This is a genomic window from Mediterraneibacter faecis (assembly GCF_055383675.1).
In genome coordinates this window covers 1,515,842-1,539,529 of the sequence record NZ_AP043803.1, presented here as the reverse complement: position 1 = coordinate 1,539,529, position 23,688 = coordinate 1,515,842, and the positions used below count along the sequence as shown (strand labels likewise).

General features: G+C 43.3%; 20 protein-coding genes. 4 read left to right on the top strand and 16 right to left on the bottom strand.

Features of this window, described 5'->3' with window-relative positions; genetic code table 11:
• Positions 1-76: 76 nt before the first annotated feature.
• The 9 genes from infB to gpr all read right to left on the bottom strand — a co-directional run bounded on the left by infB (position 77) and on the right by gpr (position 11,865).
• Positions 77-2,731, bottom strand: coding sequence for a translation initiation factor IF-2 (gene infB / locus ACZ47Z_RS07255; RefSeq protein ID WP_117568157.1), 2,655 nt, complete (start codon positions 2,729-2,731; stop codon positions 77-79).
• A gap of 57 nt (positions 2,732-2,788) precedes the next feature.
• A complete protein-coding gene (locus ACZ47Z_RS07250) occupies positions 2,789-3,106 on the bottom strand; it encodes a L7Ae/L30e/S12e/Gadd45 family ribosomal protein (protein WP_081016834.1) in 318 nt (105 codons plus the stop codon).
• On the bottom strand, positions 3,093-3,365 hold the full coding sequence (gene rnpM / locus ACZ47Z_RS07245) for an RNase P modulator RnpM (protein WP_020436254.1): 273 nt from the start codon (positions 3,363-3,365) through the stop codon (positions 3,093-3,095). Before rnpM ends, ACZ47Z_RS07250 begins: the two co-directional genes overlap by 14 nt.
• Before the next feature lie 20 nt (positions 3,366-3,385).
• Positions 3,386-4,582: a transcription termination factor NusA gene (gene nusA, locus ACZ47Z_RS07240; RefSeq protein WP_054751152.1), complete on the bottom strand. Its 1,197-nt coding sequence runs from the start codon at positions 4,580-4,582 to the stop codon at positions 3,386-3,388.
• 17 nt (positions 4,583-4,599) lie between these two features.
• Complete coding sequence (locus ACZ47Z_RS07235; RefSeq protein WP_054751151.1) at positions 4,600-5,067, bottom strand: ribosome maturation factor RimP; 468 nt, start codon at positions 5,065-5,067, stop codon at positions 4,600-4,602.
• A gap of 238 nt (positions 5,068-5,305) precedes the next feature.
• A complete protein-coding gene (locus ACZ47Z_RS07230) occupies positions 5,306-7,546 on the bottom strand; it encodes a DNA gyrase/topoisomerase IV subunit A (RefSeq protein ID WP_055165711.1) in 2,241 nt (746 codons plus the stop codon).
• Positions 7,547-7,557: 11 nt separating this feature from the next.
• The gene (locus tag ACZ47Z_RS07225; protein WP_117568156.1) at positions 7,558-9,480 is read right to left on the bottom strand and encodes a DNA gyrase/topoisomerase IV subunit B; all 1,923 of its coding nucleotides are present in this window, start codon (positions 9,478-9,480) and stop codon (positions 7,558-7,560) included.
• Positions 9,481-9,639: 159 nt separating this feature from the next.
• Positions 9,640-10,842 (bottom strand): stage II sporulation protein P, encoded by a 1,203-nt coding sequence (locus tag ACZ47Z_RS07220; protein WP_464526019.1) that lies wholly within the window; start codon positions 10,840-10,842, stop codon positions 9,640-9,642.
• Positions 10,843-10,872: 30 nt separating this feature from the next.
• Positions 10,873-11,865: a GPR endopeptidase gene (gpr, locus tag ACZ47Z_RS07215; RefSeq protein ID WP_464526018.1), complete on the bottom strand. Its 993-nt coding sequence runs from the start codon at positions 11,863-11,865 to the stop codon at positions 10,873-10,875.
• Positions 11,866-12,102: 237 nt separating this feature from the next.
• Between gpr and rpsT the strand changes: the two genes are divergently transcribed.
• A complete protein-coding gene (rpsT, locus tag ACZ47Z_RS07210) occupies positions 12,103-12,366 on the top strand; it encodes a 30S ribosomal protein S20 (RefSeq protein ID WP_020436247.1) in 264 nt (87 codons plus the stop codon).
• 202 nt (positions 12,367-12,568) lie between these two features.
• On the opposite strand, the gene ilvC is transcribed toward rpsT, so the two are convergent.
• The 3 genes from ilvC to ACZ47Z_RS07195 all read right to left on the bottom strand — a co-directional run bounded on the left by ilvC (position 12,569) and on the right by ACZ47Z_RS07195 (position 16,213).
• Positions 12,569-13,588: a ketol-acid reductoisomerase gene (gene ilvC / locus ACZ47Z_RS07205; RefSeq protein ID WP_015529076.1), complete on the bottom strand. Its 1,020-nt coding sequence runs from the start codon at positions 13,586-13,588 to the stop codon at positions 12,569-12,571.
• A 145-nt stretch (positions 13,589-13,733) separates the two neighbouring features.
• Entirely contained in the window at positions 13,734-14,231 is a 498-nt protein-coding gene (gene ilvN, locus ACZ47Z_RS07200; protein WP_015529074.1) for an acetolactate synthase small subunit, read from the bottom strand.
• Positions 14,232-14,398: 167 nt separating this feature from the next.
• On the bottom strand, positions 14,399-16,213 hold the full coding sequence (locus ACZ47Z_RS07195) for an ABC-F family ATP-binding cassette domain-containing protein (RefSeq protein ID WP_464526017.1): 1,815 nt from the start codon (positions 16,211-16,213) through the stop codon (positions 14,399-14,401).
• 195 nt (positions 16,214-16,408) lie between these two features.
• Here ACZ47Z_RS07195 and ACZ47Z_RS07190 point away from each other — a divergent pair, with 195 nt between their 5' ends.
• Positions 16,409-17,314: a hypothetical protein gene (locus ACZ47Z_RS07190; RefSeq protein ID WP_464526016.1), complete on the top strand. Its 906-nt coding sequence runs from the start codon at positions 16,409-16,411 to the stop codon at positions 17,312-17,314.
• A gap of 109 nt (positions 17,315-17,423) precedes the next feature.
• Here the strand turns inward: ACZ47Z_RS07190 and ACZ47Z_RS07185 are convergent, their stop codons facing one another.
• Positions 17,424-17,759: a cupin domain-containing protein gene (locus ACZ47Z_RS07185; RefSeq protein ID WP_118106627.1), complete on the bottom strand. Its 336-nt coding sequence runs from the start codon at positions 17,757-17,759 to the stop codon at positions 17,424-17,426.
• 217 nt (positions 17,760-17,976) lie between these two features.
• The gene (locus tag ACZ47Z_RS07180) at positions 17,977-19,107 is read right to left on the bottom strand and encodes a DUF362 domain-containing protein (RefSeq protein WP_464526015.1); all 1,131 of its coding nucleotides are present in this window, start codon (positions 19,105-19,107) and stop codon (positions 17,977-17,979) included.
• 190 nt (positions 19,108-19,297) lie between these two features.
• On the opposite strand from ACZ47Z_RS07180, the gene ACZ47Z_RS07175 reads away from it, so the two are divergent.
• On the top strand, positions 19,298-20,569 hold the full coding sequence (locus ACZ47Z_RS07175; protein ID WP_117568152.1) for a sensor histidine kinase: 1,272 nt from the start codon (positions 19,298-19,300) through the stop codon (positions 20,567-20,569).
• A gap of 162 nt (positions 20,570-20,731) precedes the next feature.
• Positions 20,732-21,334 carry a VOC family protein gene (locus ACZ47Z_RS07170; RefSeq protein WP_015529069.1) on the top strand — a complete coding sequence of 201 codons (603 nt, stop codon included), beginning with the start codon at positions 20,732-20,734 and terminating at the stop codon, positions 21,332-21,334.
• 378 nt (positions 21,335-21,712) lie between these two features.
• Here ACZ47Z_RS07170 and ACZ47Z_RS07165 read toward each other — a convergent pair whose 3' ends face one another.
• Positions 21,713-22,645 carry an Rpn family recombination-promoting nuclease/putative transposase gene (locus ACZ47Z_RS07165; protein ID WP_054751143.1) on the bottom strand — a complete coding sequence of 311 codons (933 nt, stop codon included), beginning with the start codon at positions 22,643-22,645 and terminating at the stop codon, positions 21,713-21,715.
• A 438-nt stretch (positions 22,646-23,083) separates the two neighbouring features.
• Positions 23,084-23,467, bottom strand: a complete 384-nt coding sequence (gloA2, locus tag ACZ47Z_RS07160; protein WP_054751142.1) for an SMU1112c/YaeR family gloxylase I-like metalloprotein — start codon at positions 23,465-23,467, stop codon at positions 23,084-23,086.
• Between the last annotated feature and the right edge of the window lie 221 nt (positions 23,468-23,688).

Sequence of the window (23,688 nt, the reverse complement as noted above, 5' to 3'; positions counted from 1 at the left end):
ATGACCCCTGCACGAGTAACAATTCTGTCACCTGCTGACAATTACAACACTCTGCAAATGTCAGCATCTTTTATTCTTACTTGCGTTCTGTCTCTACCATCTTGTAGGCTTCAACCTGATCGCCTTCTTTAATGTCATTGTAGTTCTCGAATACGAAACCACACTCATATCCTGTTCTGACTTCCTTCACGTCATCTTTGAAACGCTTCAGAGATGCCAGCGGTCCGTCGAATACAACGATTCCGTCACGGATCAGACGAACAGAACAGTTTCTCTCGAAGATACCGTCAAGCACATATGCACCGGCAATTGTTCCAACTCCTGATGCCTTGAATGTCTGACGTACTTCCGCATGACCGAGAACTTTCTCCTCAAAAACAGGATCCAACATACCCTTCATGGCTGCCTCTACATCTTCGATGGCATTGTAGATAACTCTGTAAAGTCTTAAGTCAACACCCTCGCGCTCAGCGATATCTTTCGCTGTTGCATCCGGACGAACGTTAAATCCAATGATGATCGCATTTGATGCAGATGCAAGGATAACGTCAGATTCATTGATCGCACCAACACCGCCATGGATGATTTTAACAACAACCTCATCGTTACTCAGCTTCAGAAGACTCTGCTTGATTGCCTCTACAGATCCCTGAACATCAGCCTTAACAACAATATCAAGTTCTTTGAGGTTACCTTCCTGGATCTGGTTGAACAGATCATCCAGAGACATCTTGGACTTCGTCTCTTCCAGAAGTTTTACCTTGTTCTGGGAAATAAATGTCTCTGCAAACGCTCTTGCTTCTTTATCAGACTCACATCCTACGAATACTTCTCCCGCATTCGGAACATCATTCAGACCAAGGATCTCAACCGGCTGGGACGGACCTGCTTCTTTCACACGTCTTCCTTTGTCATCCATCATCGCTCTTACACGACCATGAGCGCTTCCTGCTGCGATCGCATCTCCTACGTGGAGTGTACCTTTCTGTACAAGAACAGTTGCAACAGATCCCTTACCTTTATCAAGCTCAGCCTCGATCACAAGACCACGTGCGGCACGGTTCGGGTTCGCTTTCAGTTCCATAACCTCTGCTGTCAGAAGGATCATCTCAAGAAGATCCTGGATTCCTTCATGTGTATGTGCTGATACCGGAACAAAGATTGTGCTTCCGCCCCAGTCTTCCGGAATCAGTTCGTATTCTGTCAGTTCCTGTTTTACACGTTCAACATTCGCACTTGGCTTATCGATCTTGTTGATCGCAACAATGATCTCAATTCCTGCTGCTTTCGCATGGTTGATTGCCTCAATTGTCTGTGGCATAACACCGTCATCCGCAGCAACTACAAGGATTGCGATATCTGTAGAGTTTGCTCCACGCATACGCATTGCAGTAAATGCCTCATGTCCCGGTGTGTCGAGGAATGTGATCTTTTCTCCGTTAATCTCAACAACAGATGCACCGATGTGCTGTGTGATACCACCGGCCTCACGACCTGTTACATTACTGTTACGGATTGCATCCAGAAGAGATGTCTTACCATGGTCAACATGACCCATAACACATACAACCGGTGGGCGTTTTACCATAAGGCTTTCGTCTTCTTCATCCTCTTTCAGAAGTTCTTCGATTACATCTACAACTTCTTCTTTCTCACAGAGAACATCGAATTCCATCGCGATCTCTTCTGCTGTCTCATAATCAACTTCCTGATTTACAGTTACGATCTTGCCCTGCATGAAAAGCTTCTTAACAATAACAGAAGGAACGATCTTCATCTTATCAGCAAGCTCTTTAATTGTAAGGACTTCTGGAATCACGATCTGTTTGATCTGCTCTTCCTGCTTCTCTTCCTTCACCTGTGGCTTCTTCACTTCCACTGCCGGTTTCTGCTTCTTGCCTTTTCTTCCTTTTCCTTCGAAAGCTTCATCTCTGTATTCTTTCTTCTTATTATCTCTTTCTTTGTCTTTCGCTTTGTTTCTCTGTGTCTTCTGCTGTTCTACGATCGGTGTAGCGTCACTTCTGTCGTTTCTGCGATTGTCATTTCTTCTGTCAGAGCGCTGTCCCTGTCCGCGTCCGTCTCTTCCGTCACGGTTCTCTCTTCCATCACGGTTGTCGCGTCCCTGGAATCCGTCACGTCCTCCTCTGTCAGAACGCTGTCCGCGTCCGTCTCTGTCCTGACGTGGTCCTCTGTTTTCGCCTCTGTTCTCGCCATTAGAACGTCTGTCTCCAAATGGTTTCTGTCCCGGTCTGTCAGAGCGTACCTGTCTTCCCTCACCACTCGGACGTCCTGTTCTTTCTGTTCTTGATCCCTGCGGTCTCTCAGAACGTGCTCCGTTCTGTGCCGGACGTGCCGGTCTGTCCTCTGCTGCACGAACCGGTCTTTCGCTTTTTGCTGCCGGTTTCTCTGTACGAGCCGGTTTTCCTTCACCATTTGAACGGCTCTGTCCTGCTGCCGGGCGTTTTCCATCACCGTTTGGACGACCCTGGTTCTGTCCCTGACGTCCCTGTCCCGGACGTTTTCCCTGCAGTCTGCTGCTGTTCTTTGAATTCTGTGGGCGAACTACAAATGCAAGATTTTTCTTCTTTGGAGCACCCTCTTTTTCTGTTGTTTTATCTGCAGCCATCTCAGCATCTTTGCCAGCTGCTTCTCTTCTAATATCTTCTGCCACGTTATCCTCCCTGGTGTTTAAACTCTTTTTATTTTCATTCTGCATCTTCTCATCTGCCATATAAATCTACCTCCTTCAAGCAATCAACGGGGAACCTTTGTCTTCTACTCCCATTCATCAGGTACGGGATTTCAGTTCTTTTAATATTCCTTTTGCAAATCCTTCGTCTAATATCGCCAGAGATGCACGGAATTGTTTTCCCATCGCATGCCCCAAGGTATCTTTATCTCCGTAAACTATCATTGGAACTTTATAAAATTTACACATATCACGGAATTTTTTCTTTGTATTATCTGAAGCGTCTTCTGCAACAACTACAAGGCTTGCTCTTCCGGACTTTGTCTGTCCTTCTGTCATAAATTCACCGCTTGCGCAGCGCCCCGCTTTCGTTGCCAGACTGATCAGAGACAGTACTTTATCTCTAGCCAATCTCATCCATCTCCTTTTCCAGCCGTTCATATACTTCCTGCGGTATTGCCTGCTTAAAGGAACGCTCCAGTCCTCTGTTCTTCACAGCCTGCTCAAAACATGCCTTCTGCGGACAGAGATACGCTCCACGTCCGTTTTTCTTTCCGGTTGTGTCAATGACAAATTCTTCTTCCTCTGTTCTGAGGATCCGAATCAGTTCCTTCTTTGGTTTCATCTCGCCGCAGCCTACACATTTACGCATAGGTACTTTCTTCTTTACTGCCAAACAATTCACTCCCTCAGATCTTACTCTTCGTCTGTCTCAACGAATTCAATCTCATCTGCTCCGTCTTCGTCAGCTGCATCTACCGGAATATCATCGTACTCTTCTTCCTCTTCTCCGACTGTGTAGCCTTCTTCTCCGACCATACCCATCTGCTCCATGTAGTTCTCCGGAAGATCTCCACACTCAATTGCCTGTGTCTCACTCTTGATATCGATCTTGTATCCTGTCAGGCGGGCTGCAAGTCTTGCATTCTGGCCTTCTTTACCGATTGCAAGTGAAAGCTGATAATCAGGAACAATAACTCCTGCAATCTTCTCATCCGGATCAGCCATAACAGAAATAACCTTCGCCGGGCTGAGTGCGTTCTCAATCAGAAGTGCCGGATTCTCATCCCAGTTAATGATATCAATCTTCTCACCACGAAGCTCTTTTACGACTGCATTTACTCTTGCACCGTTCATACCAACACAAGCTCCGACCGGATCAACATTCGGATCGTTAGACCATACAGCCATCTTTGTACGGGAACCAGCCTCACGGGCAATGCTCTTGATCTCAACTGTTCCGTCCTTTACCTCTGCAACCTCTGATTCAAACAGACGTTTTACAAGTTCCGGATGTGTACGGGATACAAGGATCTTTGGTCCCTTTGGTGTGTTCTTAACTTCTACGATATAAAGCTTAATACGCTCTGTCGGCTCGAAATGCTCTCCTTTCACCTGTTCGTTCTCTGTAAGGATTGCATCTGCTTTTCCAAGATTCACACTGATATTCTTGCCAATATAACGCTGTACGATACCTGTTACGATATCCTTCTCTTTCTCGAAATACTGATCAAATACTGCCTTGCGCTCTTCTTCTCTGATCTTCTGAAGAATCAGGTTCTTTGCATTCTGTGTTGCAATACGTCCGAATTCCTTGGAATGAAGCTCAACCTGTGCGATATCTCCGATATGAAGTGCCGGATTGATCTTCTCTGCATCCTCAAGACTGATCTCGATTGCAGGATCAAATACTTCTTCAACAACTTCTCTCTCTGCGTATACAGAGTAGTCACATGTGTTGCGGTCCATAACGATCTTAATATTATCGGATGTTCCGAAATGGTTCTTACATGCACTTAAAAGTGAATTTTCAATGGCCTCCAACATGACATCCTTGCTGATGTTTTTCTCTTTTTCAAGAATATCCAATGCTTCGAGTAATTCTGTGTTCATTTTTCTTTCCTCCTAAATTAAAAATCCAAAGCCTGACGGATCAAAGCGATTTCTTTTCTGTCAAATGTCTGCTCTGTCTCATCTTCGTATGTGATGGTCACTGTATTCTCATCATAACTCTTTAAAATTCCGACGAACTCTTTCTGTCGGTCGATCGTACGGTATGTGCGGATCTCTACTTCTTCTCCAAGATTTCTCTTGAAATCCTTCTCTTTCTTAAGTGGTCTTCCAAGTCCCGGAGAACTTACTTCAAAGATATAGGAGTCTTCAATATAATCCTTCTCATCAAGGATATCGGAGAATCTCCTGCTGACTGCCTCACAGTCATCCACGGCAATTCCGCCTGGTTTGTCAATATACGCGCGAAGGTACCAGGTACCTCCTTCTTTCACATATTCTACATCTACCAGCTCAAACCCGAGTTCCTCTACGATGGGCTCGAGAAGTGCTTCTGTCTGCTGTTCATAATCTTCTCTTCTGGACACGCTGCGTCAAACTCCTTTTCTTCTATAATATAGTTTGTGATCTGATTCATAAAGAATTTTCCATATCACCAAAGAAGAGTGAACTTTCGTCCACTCTTCTGCCAATTCCTTATGTAACTATATTTACTCTAGCACTTTTCTTTGAGGAAATCAAGGGGTTTTTGCACATTTTATTACAATACCTTAGAAATCCCCTTAACTTTCTCTTTCTTCACCGTCTCCGCTTCCGGCAAGACTTCTAGCGGCTTTTGGTTCCTGTTCCATCCCGTTTCGCCAGTTTCAGGCGGTTCAGTGAAACTGTCTTTTCTCCATAAGTAATCTTCGTCTCTGTTCCTTCTTCAAAAAGATAAACTTCTTCTAATTCATCCTTCTTCTGAAGCTTAATTCCTCTGACACCGACAGCTGCTTTTTTCTTCTCAGGAACATCCGCAGATAAAAACCTCAGGAAATATCCGTTCTTCGTCTGAAGGACAACATTCTGCTGTTCCGTCACAACCTTCACTGCGACAAGCCTGTCTTCTTCCTGCAGCTTTGTTGCCGCGATCGTGCGCTTGGATACCTGGAACTCACTTCCATCCACACGCTTGATCATTCCCTGTGCCGTTGCAAACAATAATTTTGAATAGCGCATCTGCTCTTCTTCACAGATCATAACAATCTGTTCTTCACTGCTTGAATAATTACTTACATTATCAATCGGAATCCCTTTGTCTCTGAACTTGCCATGCGGAAGGTCAAGCACCTTCACCTGATGCATCTTGCCTTCATCTGTAAACAGACAGAGTTTTCCAATGTTCATACAATGCACAATGTATTTGTTTTCTTTGTCTGCTGCTTCTTTATTCCGTTCATAGACTCCGGTATCCACTGTCTTCGCATAACCAAAACGATCCATCAGAAAGACAACCTGCTGCTCTTCAATCTTCTTCTCTTCAAAAACAGCTTCTTCTGCATTCTCCACAACGGTACGACGCTTTCTTCCGAATTCTTTTTTATAACTGTCAAGCTCTTCCATGATCACGCCTGCCATGGAATCATAGTTATTTAAAATATCTTCATAACGGGCAATATTTTCTAATGTCTTCTCATGTTCTTTCTGAAGTGCTTCAATCTCCAGACCGATCAGACGATAAAGACGCATCTCCAGAATTGCCGTTGCCTGACGTTCTGTAAAACGGAGCATTGCCGCCATCTTTTTAGAAATCGCAGACTTGAACTTAATGTTTTCCGTCTCACCGTTTACCAGACAGGCACGCGCATCTTTTACAGATTTACTTCCTCGTAAAATCTCAATGATCAGGTCGATCACATCACATGCTTTGATCAGACCTTCCTGAACTTCACTCTTCTCCCGCTCTTTGCCAAGCAAAGTTGTATATTTCCTCGTTGCAAGCTCAAACTGGAAATCCACATGATGTTCTATGATCTGTTTCAGACTTAAAGTCTCCGGTCTGCCATTCGCAACCGCCAGCATATTTACGCCAAATGTATCTTCCAGACGTGTCTTCTTATAAAGCATATTCTTCAGGTTCTCAACATCCGCACCACGCTTCAATTCGATCACGATACGGATTCCTTCTTTTGAAGACTGGTTTGAAATATCAACGATATCTGTCGTCTTCTTGGATTCCACAAGATTGCAAACATCGTTTAAGAACTTTCCGATTCCGGCTCCGATCATCGTGTATGGGATCTCTGTGATCACAAGCTGCTTCTTGCCGCCTTTTAATTCTTCCACTTCCACTTTTCCACGCAGCTTGATCTTCCCCTGTCCGCTCTCATAGATTGCCGGAAGATCATCCTTATTGACCACAATTCCTCCGGTCGGGAAATCCGGTCCTTTGATATATTTCATCAGCTGCTTTGTAGTGATCTTGTCATTCTTCATATATGCCTTGACCGCATCGACCACTTCACAGAGATTATGTGTCGGGATACTTGTCGCCATACCGACTGCAATTCCTTCCGCACCATTGATCAGAAGGTTCGGCACACGCATCGGAAGCACAAGCGGTTCCTTCTCCGTCTCATCAAAGTTCGGACCAAAATCAATAACATTCTTATCCAGATCGGCCAGACATACTTCCTGCGTGAATTTCGTAAGGCGCGCCTCTGTATAACGCATCGCAGCAGCTCCGTCTCCCTCAATGGATCCAAAATTACCGTGCCCGTCAACAAGAACCTGTCCCTTCTTGAAGTCCTGCGCCATTACTACAAGAGAATCGTAGATGGAACTGTCTCCATGCGGATGATATTTACCCATCGTATCTCCGACGATACGTGCACTTTTACGATAAGGCTTATCATAACGGATACCAAGCTCGTACATATCATAAAGTGTACGACGCTGAACCGGCTTGAGACCATCACGGACATCCGGAAGTGCTCTGGCGATAATAACACTCATCGCATAATCAATATAAGATTTCTTCATAAGATCAGAATATTCTGTCCTTATGATCTGTGATTCATTACTCATTCTTCTTCTCCTTAGATATCCAGTTCTGCCTCTGTCGCATTTTCATAGATAAAATTACGACGCGGCGGTACTTCAGTTCCCATCAGCATCTCCGTTACACTCGAAGCCATTCGGGCATCCTCAATCTCTACTCGTTTCAACATACGTCTCTCCGGATCCAGTGTTGTCTCCCAGAGCTGCTCCGCATCCATCTCTCCAAGACCTTTGTAACGCTGAAGTGTGAACGGACCTGTATGTGTCTTTCTATAACGTTCCAGTGCCTTATCATCATACAGATACTCTTCTTCTCCACTCTTTGGCATTGCCTTATAAAGTGGCGGCATCGCAATATACACATGTCCTTCAAAAATAAGCTCCGGCATAAAGCGATAGAATAAGGTGAGCAATAAGGTAGAAATATGTGCACCATCGACATCGGCATCGGCCATGATGATGATCTTATCATATCTCAACTTTGTAATATCAAAGTCATTTCCGTATCCTTCAGAAAATCCGCAGCCAAATGCATTGATCATCGTCTTGATCTCTGCATTGGCAAGCACCTTATCAATACTTGCTTTCTCAACATTTAAGATCTTACCACGAATCGGAAGAATTGCCTGATAATTTCTGTTTCTCGCTGTCTTCGCAGAACCGCCGGCGGAATCTCCCTCGACGATAAAGATCTCGCACTTCTTCGGATCTCTGCTCTCACAGTTTGCCAGCTTTCCGTTACTGTCAAAAGAATACTTCTGCTTTGTCAGGAGATTTGTCTTTGCCTTCTCTTCTGTCTTGCGGATCTTCGCAGCTTTCTCCGCACTGGAAAGAACTGTCTTAAGTGTATCCAGATTTCGATCAAAGAAACGAACAATCTCTTCTCCTGTTACCTTGCTGACTGCTTTCGCCGCATCCGGGTTATCCAACTTTGTCTTCGTCTGCCCCTCAAATCTCGGATCCGGGTGCTTAATGGATACAATTGCAGTCATTCCGTTACGGATATCTGCACCGGTAAAATTCGCATCCTTTTCTTTCAGGATTCCTATCTCTCTCGCATACTGGTTCATGACAGTTGTAAAGGTTGTCTTAAATCCTGTCAGATGTGTTCCGCCCTCTGCATTATAAATATTATTACAAAATCCAAGTACATTCTCATGAAACTCATTCACATACTGCAGTGTTACCTCTACTTCAATCCCGTCTGCTTCCCCTTTAAAATAAACCGGGTCATGAAGTACTTCTTTCTTACGGTTCAGATCCTGGATAAATCCAATGATTCCTTCCGGTTCGTGATAAACGATGTGCTCAACACTTCCATCTCTCTTATCATCAAACACGATCTTCAGATTCGGATTCAGATACGCAGTCTCATGCAGACGGCTCTTAACCTCTTCCGCTTTGAACTTCGTCTTCTCAAAGATCGTATCATCCGGCAGAAAATTTACCGTTGTTCCCGTCTTTCTCGTCTTTCCGATCTTAGGAAGAAGTCCATCTTCCAGTTCGATCACCGGGATTCCTCTCTCGTACCGGTCATGATGAACAAATCCATCCCTGCTGATCTTCACATCCATATAAGTAGAAAGAGCATTTACAACAGAGGAACCTACTCCGTGAAGTCCACCACTTGTCTTATATGCAGAATCATCAAACTTACCACCTGCATGGAGTGTCGTATAAACTAGACGAGCCGCAGATACACCCTTCTGATGCATATCAACCGGAACTCCACGACCGTTATCTGAAACGGTTGCAGATCCGTCTTTTTCCAATGTCACCTGGATCTCACTGCAGAATCCTGCCAGGTGCTCATCTACTGCATTGTCCACGATCTCATAGATCAGATGATTCAGTCCCTTTGTAGAAACACTTCCAATATACATTCCCGGGCGTTTCCGTACTGCCTCAAGACCTTCCAATACCGCGATACTCCCTGCATCGTATGTATTATTTCCCGCCATTACTCTTTCTCCTTCTTTCTCGAACTCAAACTGTTCTATACAGTCAATCAACAAATATGATATCATTTAACCATCTGATTTTCAACTTCTTTTTCGCTCATATGTTCTATGTTCTATGTTCTATTGGCCTTCTTCTGACAGAAACCGTCCGACAACCGTTTATTCTGTGAGCACCCTCTTTAATGTCCGTTCCAGCACCTCCATTGCATTCTTCATCTCTTCCACCGTATTTGTCTGCGCCCCTGCTTCGATCAACAGAGACTTTGGCAGCAGATGAAGATTATAACGGTAAGCTTTCAGATAAATATGCCTTGCAAATCCCGGGTAATACTGTTCCGATGCAATCTGCATCTGCAAGGAGAACGCCAGATTATCCTGGATATATGGATTATACAGATAGGCAATATCGCCATTTGTCCGTGTCCTGCTCAATCCATTAAAATACATGATCTTCGCAGTCGGTTTTCCATTCACTTCCGTTACCAGATGTGTATTCTCATTTACACCGTCTCTGTGAAGATCGATTGCAACTTCAATCGTCGGATTCGCTTCCAGAATCGGCCTCACTGCACTTTCTGCATTCTCATATGCCCTGCTGCGGTCAAGCTTCCCATTAATAATATCATACACTCCGCTGTCATGAAGCGTCTCAATCCCATCCGCATTTAATAACTGGGTCAGATATTCCCCAATCCCAACGATGCTTGTAGATGGATCTCCCGGTATGGAGTCTGCAAATTCTTCCTGTGAATGCGTGTGAAAGATCAAAATTTTCGGACCTCCTGTACTTTGATCTATCTTCATACTCCGGTTTAAAAGATCATCCACATTAAGCTGCTCCGGTCCGATCATTGTAGAACTGTCTATTGTATAAAGATTGCTTGTCAGATATTCAAAATCACGCAGCCGCTCAATAGAAAGATCCATTCCAGGAACCGGCTGTTCTACAGCACTTTCCTGAGTTTCCGGCTCTGCTCCGACCAGTTTTCCCTCTTCATCTACCGCATGTTCATCATTTGCCTGACACTGAAGAATCCATGCGATCGTCTCATCATCTTCCAATACTTCCGCCGGTTCTTCCTTTCCCCTTTTTTCTGTCTGATCTTCCAGATATCCTGCCAATGGCATCCACACATGAAGTGGGATTCTGAAGATCTCTTCCCTTTCTGATCCTTGTTCTTTCTGATAAGAAAAAAGCGGAAGGTACAATTTCTGCGCACAAATCTGACTTTCTTCTAATAAAAACGTTCTCCCCTCTTCCAATGACCGTCCCATCCCAATTCCTAACGGAATACTTGCCAGAACCAGAATCACCCCATACCATTTCATACGTCGGATTGCTTTTTTCTTATACACACGCATTGCAGAGTCCTTCCGCTCATTTCTATCATTCTATTCACTTTCTCCTGCATTTATATCAGAAAAAAGAAGATTCAAGGACGCTGCTATCGTATGACTGATCTGATGAACCATTTCATCCACATCCTTTGGTGTCACAAACATTCCATTTAAATGTGGGGAGATCAATTCTTTTACAAACTCATATTTTTCCGCCGCACTATAAGAGCGCAAAATCTCTCCTGTACTCCTTAATGCCTGCGACTGTTCCAGTGCAGTGATGAAATTTTCCATCGTATCATTGACGATCGTTGCCGCATCAACAACCGTAGGCACTCCGATTCCAATCACAGGTACCCCCAGAGATTCTTCCGTCATTGCATTCCTGTAATTTCCAACACCGGAACCCGGATGAATTCCTGTATCGGCAATCTGGATCGTCCGGTTCAATCGTCTGCTGTTCCGCGCAGCAAGTGCATCCACTGCAAGGATCAGATCGGGCTTCGTCTCATGGACAATTCCACGGACAATCTCCGCCGTTTCCATCCCCGTCTGTCCCATCACGCCGGGAACAATTGCACTAAGAACAATCAATTGTTCCTTACGCATCGCATATTTTCCGTATTCTTTTACTATATGCCGGTTTACCTCCAGATGATCTGCAACATAAGGGCCAAGCGCATCCGGTGTCACCGCTCTGTTACCGAGCCCGACAAAAAGAATCTTTAATTCTTTTCCATCTTTACAGGAAATTTTATGAAAAATCAATTCCCGGATGCAATCACAGATCCGTTCCTGTAATACCCTGCTATTTTCTTCCACCTCCAATGCCAGATCCGGAGATTCCAGTGTCAGATAAATGCCTGTCGGTTTTCCCATGATCTTCGCTCCATTCTCCGTCTCGATCACCACACGGGTCAGCCGGATCTCATTCTCCTCGTCATAATCTTCCTCCAGAACAACTCCCTGCACTTCTACATTGTCAGATGCAAAACGTTCCTTCTCCTCAAGTGCAAGATCCGTACGCACACTGTAATTTTTCATCATAGCCTCCCTTTTCTCCGTGTCAATCAGCGGAGTGATTGACACGGGAGTGAACAGTAACCATAATTCGTCTTATTACAGCCTATTTTTAACATTTTTTTGTAAAATATGTATTGACAGAACACGTTTGTTGGACTAGAATAAATGAGTATGTTTCGATAGAACGTCCGTGTCCGAGTCTATTGAACACATGAATCACATTTGAAAATCATATGATAGAATATTTTGGAGGTGCACACATTGGCTAATATTAAATCTGCAAAGAAAAGAATTTTAGTAACAGAGACAAAAGCTGCTAGAAACAAAGCAATCAAATCTAAGGTTAAAACAGCTGTAAAGAAAGTAGAGACAGCTGTAGCTGAGAAGAATGTAGAGGCTGCTAAGGCTGCTCTTCACACAGCAATCGTTGAGATTTCCAAAGCTGGAAGCAAGGGTGTTTATCACAAGAAAACAGTTTCCAGAAAGATCGCTCGTCTTTCCAAAGCTGTTGACTCTATCGCTTAATTATAAATAGAGAATAGAATTTTCAGGCGCATCTGCTACCGTCATGGCAGATGCGCCTTTTGTTATACGTTCAGAGCCAGGCAGTTCTAAAGATACAGATACGAGCCATGCTCGCATGAGCGAGAAAAAGACCGGCACTTCCAAGTCTTAACCTGAAAGTACCGGTCTTCTATTATCTTATTCTATAATCTCAGACAACTGATTAGTTGTTGATCAGTTTGTCCTCATCACTCCAGCTGTAAAGCTTTCTGATCTCAGCTCCAACCTTCTCTGACTGGTGCTCAGCAGCAAGTTTTCTCATAGCCTTGAAGTGAACCTGTCCACCTGCATCAGACATATCAAGCAGGAAGTCTTTTGCAAATGTACCATCCTGGATATCGGAAAGAATTTTCTTCATAGCTTTCTTTGTCTCAGCTGTAACGATCTTAGGTCCTGTGATATAATCACCGTACTCAGCTGTGTTAGAGATAGAATATCTCATTCCAGCGAATCCTGACTGGTAAATCAGGTCAACGATCAGCTTCATCTCATGGATACACTCAAAGTATGCATTTCTCGGATCATATCCAGCCTCACAAAGAGTCTCGAATCCAGCCTGCATAAGTGCACATACACCACCACAAAGTACAGCCTGCTCTCCGAAGAGGTCTGTCTCTGTCTCTGTTCTGAATGTTGTCTCAAGAACTCCGGCTCTTGCTCCACCGATTCCAAGACCATAAGCAAGTGCTCTGTCAAGAGCCTTTCCTGTGTAATCCTGCTCTACAGCTACCAGACAAGGTGTTCCTTTTCCAGCCTGATACTCGCTTCTTACTGTATGTCCTGGTGCCTTAGGTGCGATCATTGTAACATCAACATTCTTCGGCGGTACGATTGTTCCGAAATGGATGTTGAATCCGTGAGCGAACATAAGCATGTTACCCTCTTCAAGGTTTGGCTCGATGTCTTCTTTGTAAAGTTTAGCCTGTTTCTCATCGTTGATCAGAATCATGATGATGTCAGCCTGCTTTGCAGCTTCAGCTGCTGTATATACTTTGAATCCCTGCTCTTCTGCTTTCTTCCAAGAACGGCTTCCCTCGTACAGACCGATGATAACATCACATCCTGACTCTCTTAAGTTCAGTGCATGTGCATGTCCCTGGCTTCCGTATCCAATGATAGCGATCTTCTGTCCTTCGAGAAGAGAAAGGTTACAATCTTCCTGATAATAAATTTTTGCTGCCATTTTGCATTCCTCCTAATTGAATTTAAAATATAGAGTAGAATGCTCCCGATCTCTTCGGGGGTATCCTATATAGTGAAAGGTCTTGCCCTTTACTAGCTTTATCTGTTCCACAAGCTTTCCCTGCGGTTCTCCGATCCTGACCGGATCAGAAAAATGCAACATCCTTGCTGCCTCTGGAAAGTCCGGTAATTCCGGTTCTTGCCAGTTCGAGTATCTCATAATCCTTCAGAAGATTCAGGAAAGCTTCCAGCTTATTCTGTGTACCTGTCAATTCAATGATCAGACAATCTTCTTCCACATCTACGATCTTTGCTCTGAAAATATCTGCAACCGAGATGATCTCCCCACGCTGTGCGGCATTCGCACGAAGCTTCACCATGATCAACTCTCTGCAAACGGATTCTTCTGCTTTCAAAGCCTTGATATCCACAACATCCTCCAGCTTACGGAGCTGCTTCTCAATCTGTGATAGGATCTGCTCATCACCGGATGAAACAATTGTAATCCTTGTAAATCTAGGATCTGCTGTCATACCTGCCGTAATACTGTCAATGCTGTATCCACGACGGCTGAAGAGTCCTGAAATTCTGCTCAAAACACCTGAATTGTTATCTACGAGCAGTGAAAATACCTGACTTCTCATATGTATCCTCTCTTTCTCACTTCAGGAAGCGAAAATATTATGACTGACTAAGATGACTGGTTCGCTCCTTCCATGATTTGTATAAAACAGAGTGCGTTCTGTTTTTTACTTACTTAATATTAACAACTAGAACCGGCTTTGTCAACCCTCTTTTTTGAGATTTTTCATCACAGACCAAATTCCTCTGCCAGTTCATTCAAATACATCCAGCGCTCTTCCTTCTCTTCGAGCTGCCCTCTTACCTTCTCCTGCTCTTCCATCAGCTCACGCAGTTTCACTGAATTCGTTGCATTTGCGGCAATCTGACGATCAAGAGACGCAATTTTTTCTTCCAGCTTTGCAATCTCCTCATCAATTGTCTCATATTCACGCTGCTCCTTGAAAGAAAACTTCACCTTCTGGCGCTGTCCGTCCTTCCAGTTCTTTCCTTTCTTCTGTGTCTCTTCTTCCGTGGACTTTTCTGCCGGCTTAAGTTCAGACTTTCCTGTGATAGCTTTGCTTTCCTCTCCGAATCTGCGTTTCTTCGCCTCTACATAATCCGTGTATCCCCCCTCAAACTGTCGGATCCCGCCGTTTCCATCCAGTTCAAAGATACGGTCAACTACATTGTCCAGAAAATATCTGTCATGTGATACAGTGATCACGATTCCTGTAAATGAATTCAGATAGTCCTCAAGGATCGTAAGTGTCGGGATATCCAGATTATTTCCGGCCTCGTCAAATAACAGGACATTCGCATTCTCCGCAAGAACACCAAGAAGATAAAGCCTTCTCTTCTCCCCTCCGGAAAGCTTACCGATCGGTGCATACTGCATATCCGGTGTAAATAAGAACCTCTCCAACAATTGACTCGCACTGATCTGTCCGTCCTTTGTCGTCACATACTCCGCAATATCCTTCACATAATCGATCACACGCTGGGAATCATCCATATGCTGTTCTTCCTGTGCGAAATATCCAATCTTGATCGTCTCGCCGATCTCAATCTCCCCTGCATCCGGCTTGAGTACACCTGCAATCATCTTAAGAATCGTAGATTTTCCACAGCCGTTCGGTCCGATAATTCCAAGCCGCTGATTTCGAAGCACAATATAACTGAAATCATCCAGAATCTTCTTCTCCCCAAAACGCTTGCTGACATGATGAAGTTCGATCGTCTTCTTGCCCATTCTTGTCTCTACAGAATCAAGCTCCACCGTCTGATCCGTCACAGGTGCTTTTCCTGCTTTCAACGCTTCCAGACGTTCCAGTCTTGCCTTCTGCTTTGTCGTTCTCGCACGGCATCCACGCTTCGCCCATTCCAGTTCCATCCGAAGGATACTCTGACGCTTTCGCTGACTTGCAAGCTCCATCTCTTCCCTCTGCGCCTTCAATTCAAGGAATCCGGAATAATCCGCATCATATCCATACATCTTTCCATGGCTCAGCTCCAGGATACGGTTCGTCACACGATCAAGGAAATAGCGGTCATGTGTTACCATAAGAACAGTTCCACGGTAAGATCTCAGATAATCTTCCAGCCAGGAAATCATCTCCTGATCCAGATGATTCGTCGGCTCGTCCAGAAGAAGTACATCAAAGTCTCCTGCAAGTATCTTCGCAAGAACCACACGTCTCTTCTGTCCCCCGGATAAAGTGTCAATCTTCTGATCCCACTGCGTGATCCCAAGCTCCGTCAGATTACTCTCCACCTGCCAGCTCTCCGCATCTGCATCCTGAAGTGCGTAGGAACGGATATCCATCCCCTCCGGAAATGTCGGATTCTGCGGAACAAAAGCAATCTTCAGACCATTCTGACGAACAACCTGCCCCTCATCCGGCACTTCCTCTCCCGCAACCACCTTCAAAAGAGTTGACTTTCCGGTTCCGTTAATCCCAACAATCCCAATCTTATCCCCCTGCTGAACACCAAACGATGCATCATCAAAAATCACTTTCTCCCCATATATTTTAGAAATATGTTCTATATTAATTAAGTTCATTCTTTTCCCTGCTTTCTGTTTTTCTGCATTTTTATCAATCACATCGCCCTTCCAGTATAACAGATATTTCAGACACTGAAAATCTTAAAAATTTTTAAATTCATATTTGAAAGGGTTGAGAAAACACGGAAAACGTTATAACATAATGAGATACATGCAATGACATGGTTTCAAATGGAAAGTGAGGTAAATGATATGAGCCCGAAGAATGATTTCTCAGACATTTTCGATGACGATTTTGAAGTTACATATGAAGAAGATCCGGAAATCAATTTTCATACTTCTGAAGATACAGAACAAATAAACAGACCTGATTCTAACACGGAGACGATCGTTATGAACGCAGACGATTACCGAGATAACTTTAACGATTCCGATGACAGCCAGTTCGAAGAAGTACTTCCTGAATATGACGATGATTATGAAGATGATGATGCAGATTATGAGGATGATTATTACGAGGACGATTATAACACTTCCAACAGAAGATCAAATCGCAACAATCCTTATAATGATTCATATAATAATCCATATAATGATCGCGACTACGACAGACGTTCCTCCGGCAGGAAACGTTCCGGTGGCGGAGTAAAACTTGCCGCACCAATCAAAAAAGGCGGAAAGGCATTATCAAGGCTCACAAGCACATTGCTTCAGCAGCTTTCTATTGTGTTAATTCTAGCCACAACAGCATTTGTACTCTACAACTTTTACCGTGCAAGCACACCGTACGGAGATATCCAGGAGGCAATCCAGACACAGAAGATTTCCCAGACTCTGGCCGCTTACTTATGTGTAGCTGCCCTCTTCCTGTTCTTCGAATTCATCTCCCTTCTCTGGTCAATGACACGCGTCCGCGTACGTGACGGAGTCTCCAGCTGGAGAGAAGATACCGGAAGAGGCCTGTGGTCTTTTATCCTTGTATTCGCGGTTTCCTATGCTGCGTTCCTCTTTAGCCCGTTGCTCCCTGATTCACCGGAAGTGGTTTACGGAGTAAAAGGAGCTCTTGATGTATACGGTTCCCTCCACAATGTATTGTTTGGACTGTGTGCAGCCGGAGTCATCTCCTGCCTGATCAGGAAATACAAAAATTCCAATTAGAACACAATATTCCCTTTACAAAAAGTGCACCCGGCAATGAAATCAATTACGAAATCATTGCCGGGTGCACTTTTAAAATTTACAGGTCAGTTTCAAAAAATGCCATGCATTAATCCAAAATGATCAGCGCCATAAATACAAGATCTGTATCCCCTGTATTCGTCAGTCCGTGTCCCATTCCATCCGGTGTAAATGTCACATCTCCTGCTTTCACCGGGCGGATACGTCCATTGTCATCATAATTTCCTTCCCCACGAAGAATATAATATGTCTCGCTCTCGTTGTGATGCTCATGATATCCAAGAGAACATCCCGGTTCCAGTGTGACTTCTGCATACATCTTGCACTTTCCGTTTAATTCTTTCTCTTCTAGAATGTGCTTGATGATAACGTGTCCCTTTCCACCAGCCATGTTTTCTTTTCTCTCAACTCTTAATTCACTCATCTTTAATTCCTCCTAAAACATTTTTATTGTAAAGCTCATTTGCTGTTACTGTTCACACGATGTGTGACCAGCAACGCATCTCGCCATTTTAAATCGCCTTTGGCGATGGGGCGAGATGCATTCAAGTCAAAACACACATCCTCCGTGTCAATCAGCGAAGTGATTGACACGGGAGTGAACAGTAACCATTTACTACAATACTTCTTTTATCTGACATTTATTTCATATAGATCAATTCATACTCTCTTGTTCCAAGACCGATCTTCTCTGCATGTGCCAGACAAGTCTTGTACTCTGAATTCGGTGTTGTATTCTCAAAATGATCATGATGATCGCAGAAATTCTCTTCTTCCATACGATCTGCAAGCTGGCTGTGCGGCAACGGTGTCGCGCTAAGACAGACATCTGCGCACGCCTGATCCAGTGCCAGCGGATCAAAAGAGGCAAACATACCGATATTCGGAAGGATCGGTGCATCATTCTCCGGATGACAGTCACAGTTCGGTGATACATCAACGATCAGTGAAATATGGAAGTTCGGTCTTCCATCCACAACCGCCTTTGTATACTCTGCCATCTTGCAGTTCAATACCTTGGTTGCCGCACTGTCCATAAATGAAATTGCATCAAAGTTACATGCCCCAATACATCTTCCACATCCGACACAATGTTCAAGATCAATCGACATCTTTCTTGCATCAGCATCATAAATCAGGCCGTCATTCGCACACTTTCTCAGACAGCTCTTACATCCTCTGCAGGCTTCCTGATCGATCGTCGGCTTACCAACAGAATGCTGATCCTTCTTACCGGCTCTGGAACCACATCCCATTCCGATATTCTTGATCGTACCACCGAAACCTGTCGTCTCATGCCCTTTAAAATGCGTCAGACTGATAAATACATCCGCATCCATCACGGCACGTCCGATCTTCGCTTTCTCTATGTACTCTCCTCCCTGTACCGGAACTTCAATATCATCCGTTCCCTTCAGGCCGTCTCCGATAATCACCGGACATCCGACACTCAACGGTGTAAATCCATTCTCCCATGCACAGTAAAGATGCTCCAGTGCGTTCTTTCTACTACCCGGATATAGTGTATTACAATCTGTAAGAAATGGCTTTCCCCCAAGCTCCTTCACGACATCAACAACCGCCTTGGCATAATTCGGACGAAGATAACTGATATTCCCCATCTCTCCAAAATGCATCTTGATCGCCACAAATTTATTTTCCATATCAATCTCACTGATTCCTGCTTTCTTCATCAGACGTTTCAGCTTCGTTGGAAGACCTTCGCCAAGCTTCGCCCGGAAATCAGTATAATATACCTTTGCTTTTTCCATGATGTAAACCTCCTGTTGTAAATTCTGACAGCTTAACCCTGCATTCTTATCATACACTATAAATCTGACTCTTCCAATCATTTTTAGAAAAATAATAAAGTGGACATCCCCTTAACGATACGGTATACTCAAATTATCAATTCCGAACTCAGCAGCAGTTCGATCACTCTGAAGGAGATGTAATGATACAATGAATCATCTGGCTGTTACCTCAATACTCACTGTTGTAGCACATATCATCTGGTTTGCTTCTATGACAGAACGAAAATATCCGATCAAAAAAACGGTTCTGCTCTATGGACTTTACGCTATATTCTTCACTGTATGGTCCATACTTGCATATTCCCTGCTTGGCAAAGACTCTCCGTATGTGATTCCATTTTCATTTGTCGGAACCATCCTGCCAGCAATTCTACTTTTCCTATATACTTCATCTGATAGTTTCAGCAAAAAAATATTTTTGATCGTTACTTATGCAAATTTGTTCTGCATCATCATTTGCCTTTCTATTTTGATCTGTGATGGATTATTTCCGGATTTATCCATTGTAAAACAGATGTACATACGAAGCTTGGTACGAATACTGTTGAATGTTCCTGCAGTCCTGCTGTATCTGTGGTTTGCGCGTCCTTATATGCGTACAGTGCCCGGAGACAGAAAACGGACCTGGTACTCTATTTCCCTCGTGTCCTTTCTGTTTTTAACCGTGTTTGCAACGCTTATCAACTTCCTCATGCGTGATGGTCATACCGTCGAACAGATGATCCTGTTTATCACAACCATGATGATTTATTGTGCAGTACTGTGGATTGTATTTGGCACGATCCAACACATGAATGCCGAAGTGAAGATGGAACTGATCACTCAAAATGTACAATACCTGCAAGGACAGCTTGCCATGGCCAAAGAACATGCATCAACCGCCAAAGCCATGCGTCATGATTTTCGACATCACATGCAAAACATTGACCTGCTTCTGAAACAACAGAAGCCACAAGAAGCGATACATTATATAGAAGAATTTATCCAAAGCCTGGATGTGGCAAGTCAGATTGATTTTTGCCCACATATTACAGCCAACGCCATTTTAAACAACTTTTATAATCAAGCACAGAAAGAAGGAATTCCGATCTCTATAACTGCCGATACACCAGAGCATATAACAATTGCAGATATGGATTTTGTTGCGATCCTTTCAAATCTTCTGGAAAATGCTGTAAACGGATGTATCGAATGCGGTTACCGGGATGAGATCACAGTAAACCTCCGCATGAAAAAGGAGAAACTTGTGATCGTGTGCAGTAACCCTTGTAAAACGGATCTTGTGATCGAAGATGATATCATCAAGCCAAAAGGAACCGGGATAGAAAGTATCCTGATGGCTATTGATAAATACGATGGAAATATCCGTTATCAGATGGAAGACGGTATTCTGACAGCATGCGTCATCCTTAACTGCTGATCTTTGCAGAAAAATCAGATCATTATTTCACGCAGAAAAAACACGGTTTCACGAAAGGAACGCGTTTTTTCTGCATTTTTCTTTTATACTTACACATAATAAAACATTCTTGGGATCGTTACTCATTGTGACCCAAATTTATGAAGAAAGGATCTGATTTAAATGATGAACTCAAATGTACAGGCTGCTATGCCAAAATTCGCCGGATTATCCCATGTATGTATTTTCGTGGATGATATGATGGAGGCGGTTGACTATTACCAGAAACTGTTGGGCGTTGTACCGGATCATTACCTGTCCCACTGGAGAAACGAAGGTTTCTTTAAAGCCGGCGGATTTGTCAAAGAAGCGGCAGACGGCGATGTCTCTATCGCTTTTGTAAATGTACCAGGCACAAAACTGACACTGGAACTCATGCAGTACCATTCACCGGAAGGACGAAAAGAACCTGTCTTCTTCGCTGCCAACGATGTCAGCGGTGCACGTCATGTAGCACTGAAAATCACGAACATTGATGAAGCCTTTTTACATATCAAATCCATGCCGGACACACGACTGATCAATGAAACTGACGATTATCAAGTATTCCAAATCAGCGAGACCTATCCGGATGAAGTTCATTTCTTCGATCAGGATATGAAAGAAATGGATGAAAGGAAACAGCAGACAGCTAAAATCCTCAGTGAAGTGCGGTATTTCTACTTTATTGACAAATACGGTCTCCAATGGGAGTTCGAACAGGGACATACTGATATTGGTGATTAAGTGAAAAAATGAAACAGGAGTCGGTTTGCGTTACCCGTGTTGTACGCAGCGACTCCTGTTTTTTGTTTATCTTATTATTTTTTCTTTACCAGGCAACGCTTTTTATAAATTCCGTTCTATTCCATTTTTTAGAACTATCCTCAAACCACTTAGAAACTTCTGTCTCGAAAAATTGTTTGTACCTGCGAAAATGCTTTCCTTTGCAATTTTCAGACAGCCAGTAATAACAGCAAGTTTTTTGAAGCGAACGCATTACTTCGATCTTCCCCGCTCGTCCATACCGAATGTCATCAAACTTCTTTTTTTCTTCTGCATTCAGCACAGGGCTTTCCATGAGATATTCATGCTTCTTAAAAAGCTCTCCGACTTCATAATTGTTTAATGTAACCCAAACTCTTTCAATAGTTTTCTCTGATATTCTTTGTCAGCCGCCGCTTTTGTAATGTCTTCTGTACGTCCAAGTTTTGACAGTTCGAGAATTAATTGATTGATTTCTGCTCTTCCTTCTTCTATCCCAATCTTACGTCCATTCTCAATTCCTCGTCTTTCTGCGGTTAACATTCCTATATTGTAATCTCTAATCGCTCTTTGTCTTGTCTCGTATTCTAACCTCTTCTTTTCATCTGCGCTTAATTTATCCAACACGTCATATGCTTCTTCCAATTCAGAATTTTTCTTTGCCATTTCTTCAAAATCCTTTCTGGTTTTTCCTCCAAGAAAGCGCATCCACTGTAACAGGCTTGTCTCATTTTTCTCTTCCGGTGGAAGTTTTGACAATTCTAAGATATGCATCTCCATAAGATCTGTATACTCTTTTCCTGTCTTTGTATCACAAAATGCAATTCTCCGATAACACTCTTTATCATCTAGAAAATGATCGTATGCAAGAATGCTCACATGGATACACTTCTTCAAGCAATCGTATCCCTCGCCTTCTTTTATTTCACTTGTATACATCTTACTTAGATAATAAACAGAACGATTTGCCCAGCAATCAAATGCTTCTACCTGCATCTCAAAATCAATCTGTTCTCCATTCTTCAGTTTCACCCGGACATCTAAAATCCCATACTTATCATCTTTCGATTCTTTTCTGAGAATCGTAGGCATAAGTTCCGTGTTCTCTACCTCACCGGATGGAACGTTCAATAGTGCTGCGATAATATTCTTGCGGATGTTATCATTCTGCATCAATTCCTTGAAACAGAAATCTACCGTTGGAAGCATGATAAAGTCTTCCTGCTCCTCTTTCGATTCTTTACAATGTGATGATACGCTCTTAGTTGATACACTTTTCTTGTTTTCTTTCATAGAATTCTCCTCTCTTCTGTGCAACGAATGATTGCCTGAAGAAGAGGATTCTAAAGTTATATTTATCTTAACACAAGATAGTTTTCTATGGAAGTAACTATCCCCTTAAAATCAGATATTTGAGAAACTTACTCCATCACATAATCTTCAAACAATATTCATCTTTTTGGGTTGTCATCGGATTATCTGCTCGAAAATCTGAGCTTATTGAATAATTACCGATTTGGTTCATAGATCTTTTTGCAGTTCATCAGAATGATGACTGCGTGGTATTAGATTAGCATGAGAATTCTATTGTTGCAAGCTGAATTTTTTAATGCTCTGATATTTTTTTGCAATCTCAAAACAGCTGTTCTATATAGCATATTTCTCTGCTTACAGTAGATTGTTTTCATTCTTTCTTTTTCTGCCTTACGGAATATCATTTTGCCTACCTCTTTACTCATGCAGTTCCAACGGCAGCCCGTCCGGGTCATGGAAGAAAGTCATCTTCTTTCCGGTATAATCGTCAATCCGAATCGGCTCACATTCAATACCGACTTCTGCCAACTCATTCACCGTTTGCTCCACGCTATCAACGCAGAACGCAAGATGGCGCAGACCACAGGCCTCCGGCCGGTTTACACGCTTCGGCGGGTTTTCCTCAGCGAAAATCTCCAGTTCCGTGTGTTCATTAACACGCAGATCCAGTTTCCAGTCCTTGCGCTCCGGGCGATAGTTTTCTCTGATGACAGCGAAACCCAGCTTGTTTACATAAAAATCCTTAGCTACTTCGTAGTCAGATACAATGATTGCAACATGATGTATTTTTGATAAATTCATTTTTCTCACGCTCCATTTCTTTTATTTCCATCACAAACTATATGGCGACCTTCAAAAAAGACCGTGTTGTTAACTTCCAGTATTTTTACGACTCGTTTTAAAGATATACCGATTTATTAATCAAATGATAACTCCTCCGTGTCCTGTATAGCCTTCTCCACATAGTCTTCAGCTTCTACAAGAAGGCCCTTTGTTTCTAAAAATTTTTCCATATGCACTCA

What these genes read in the sequence shown, in the direction of transcription:
- infB (WP_117568157.1), bottom strand. Translation starts at nt 2,731, where the DNA reads ATGGCAGATGAGAAGATGCAGAATGAAAATAAAAAGAGTTTAAACACC.
- ACZ47Z_RS07250 (WP_081016834.1), bottom strand. Translation starts at nt 3,106, where the DNA reads ATGAGATTGGCTAGAGATAAAGTACTGTCTCTGATCAGTCTGGCAACG.
- nusA (WP_054751152.1), bottom strand. Translation starts at nt 4,582, where the DNA reads ATGAACACAGAATTACTCGAAGCATTGGATATTCTTGAAAAAGAGAAA.
- ACZ47Z_RS07230 (WP_055165711.1), bottom strand. Translation starts at nt 7,546, where the DNA reads ATGAGTAATGAATCACAGATCATAAGGACAGAATATTCTGATCTTATG.
- ACZ47Z_RS07225 (WP_117568156.1), bottom strand. Translation starts at nt 9,480, where the DNA reads ATGGCGGGAAATAATACATACGATGCAGGGAGTATCGCGGTATTGGAA.
- ACZ47Z_RS07220 (WP_464526019.1), bottom strand. Translation starts at nt 10,842, where the DNA reads ATGCGTGTGTATAAGAAAAAAGCAATCCGACGTATGAAATGGTATGGG.
- gpr (WP_464526018.1), bottom strand. Translation starts at nt 11,865, where the DNA reads ATGATGAAAAATTACAGTGTGCGTACGGATCTTGCACTTGAGGAGAAG.
- ilvC (WP_015529076.1), bottom strand. Translation starts at nt 13,588, where the DNA reads ATGGCAGCAAAAATTTATTATCAGGAAGATTGTAACCTTTCTCTTCTC.
- ilvN (WP_015529074.1), bottom strand. Translation starts at nt 14,231, where the DNA reads ATGAGAAGTCAGGTATTTTCACTGCTCGTAGATAACAATTCAGGTGTT.
- ACZ47Z_RS07195 (WP_464526017.1), bottom strand. Translation starts at nt 16,213, where the DNA reads ATGAACTTAATTAATATAGAACATATTTCTAAAATATATGGGGAGAAA.
- ACZ47Z_RS07190 (WP_464526016.1), top strand. Translation starts at nt 16,409, where the DNA reads ATGAGCCCGAAGAATGATTTCTCAGACATTTTCGATGACGATTTTGAA.
- ACZ47Z_RS07185 (WP_118106627.1), bottom strand. Translation starts at nt 17,759, where the DNA reads ATGAGTGAATTAAGAGTTGAGAGAAAAGAAAACATGGCTGGTGGAAAG.
- ACZ47Z_RS07180 (WP_464526015.1), bottom strand. Translation starts at nt 19,107, where the DNA reads ATGGAAAAAGCAAAGGTATATTATACTGATTTCCGGGCGAAGCTTGGC.
- ACZ47Z_RS07175 (WP_117568152.1), top strand. Translation starts at nt 19,298, where the DNA reads ATGAATCATCTGGCTGTTACCTCAATACTCACTGTTGTAGCACATATC.
- ACZ47Z_RS07170 (WP_015529069.1), top strand. Translation starts at nt 20,732, where the DNA reads ATGATGAACTCAAATGTACAGGCTGCTATGCCAAAATTCGCCGGATTA.
- ACZ47Z_RS07165 (WP_054751143.1), bottom strand. Translation starts at nt 22,645, where the DNA reads ATGAAAGAAAACAAGAAAAGTGTATCAACTAAGAGCGTATCATCACAT.
- gloA2 (WP_054751142.1), bottom strand. Translation starts at nt 23,467, where the DNA reads ATGAATTTATCAAAAATACATCATGTTGCAATCATTGTATCTGACTAC.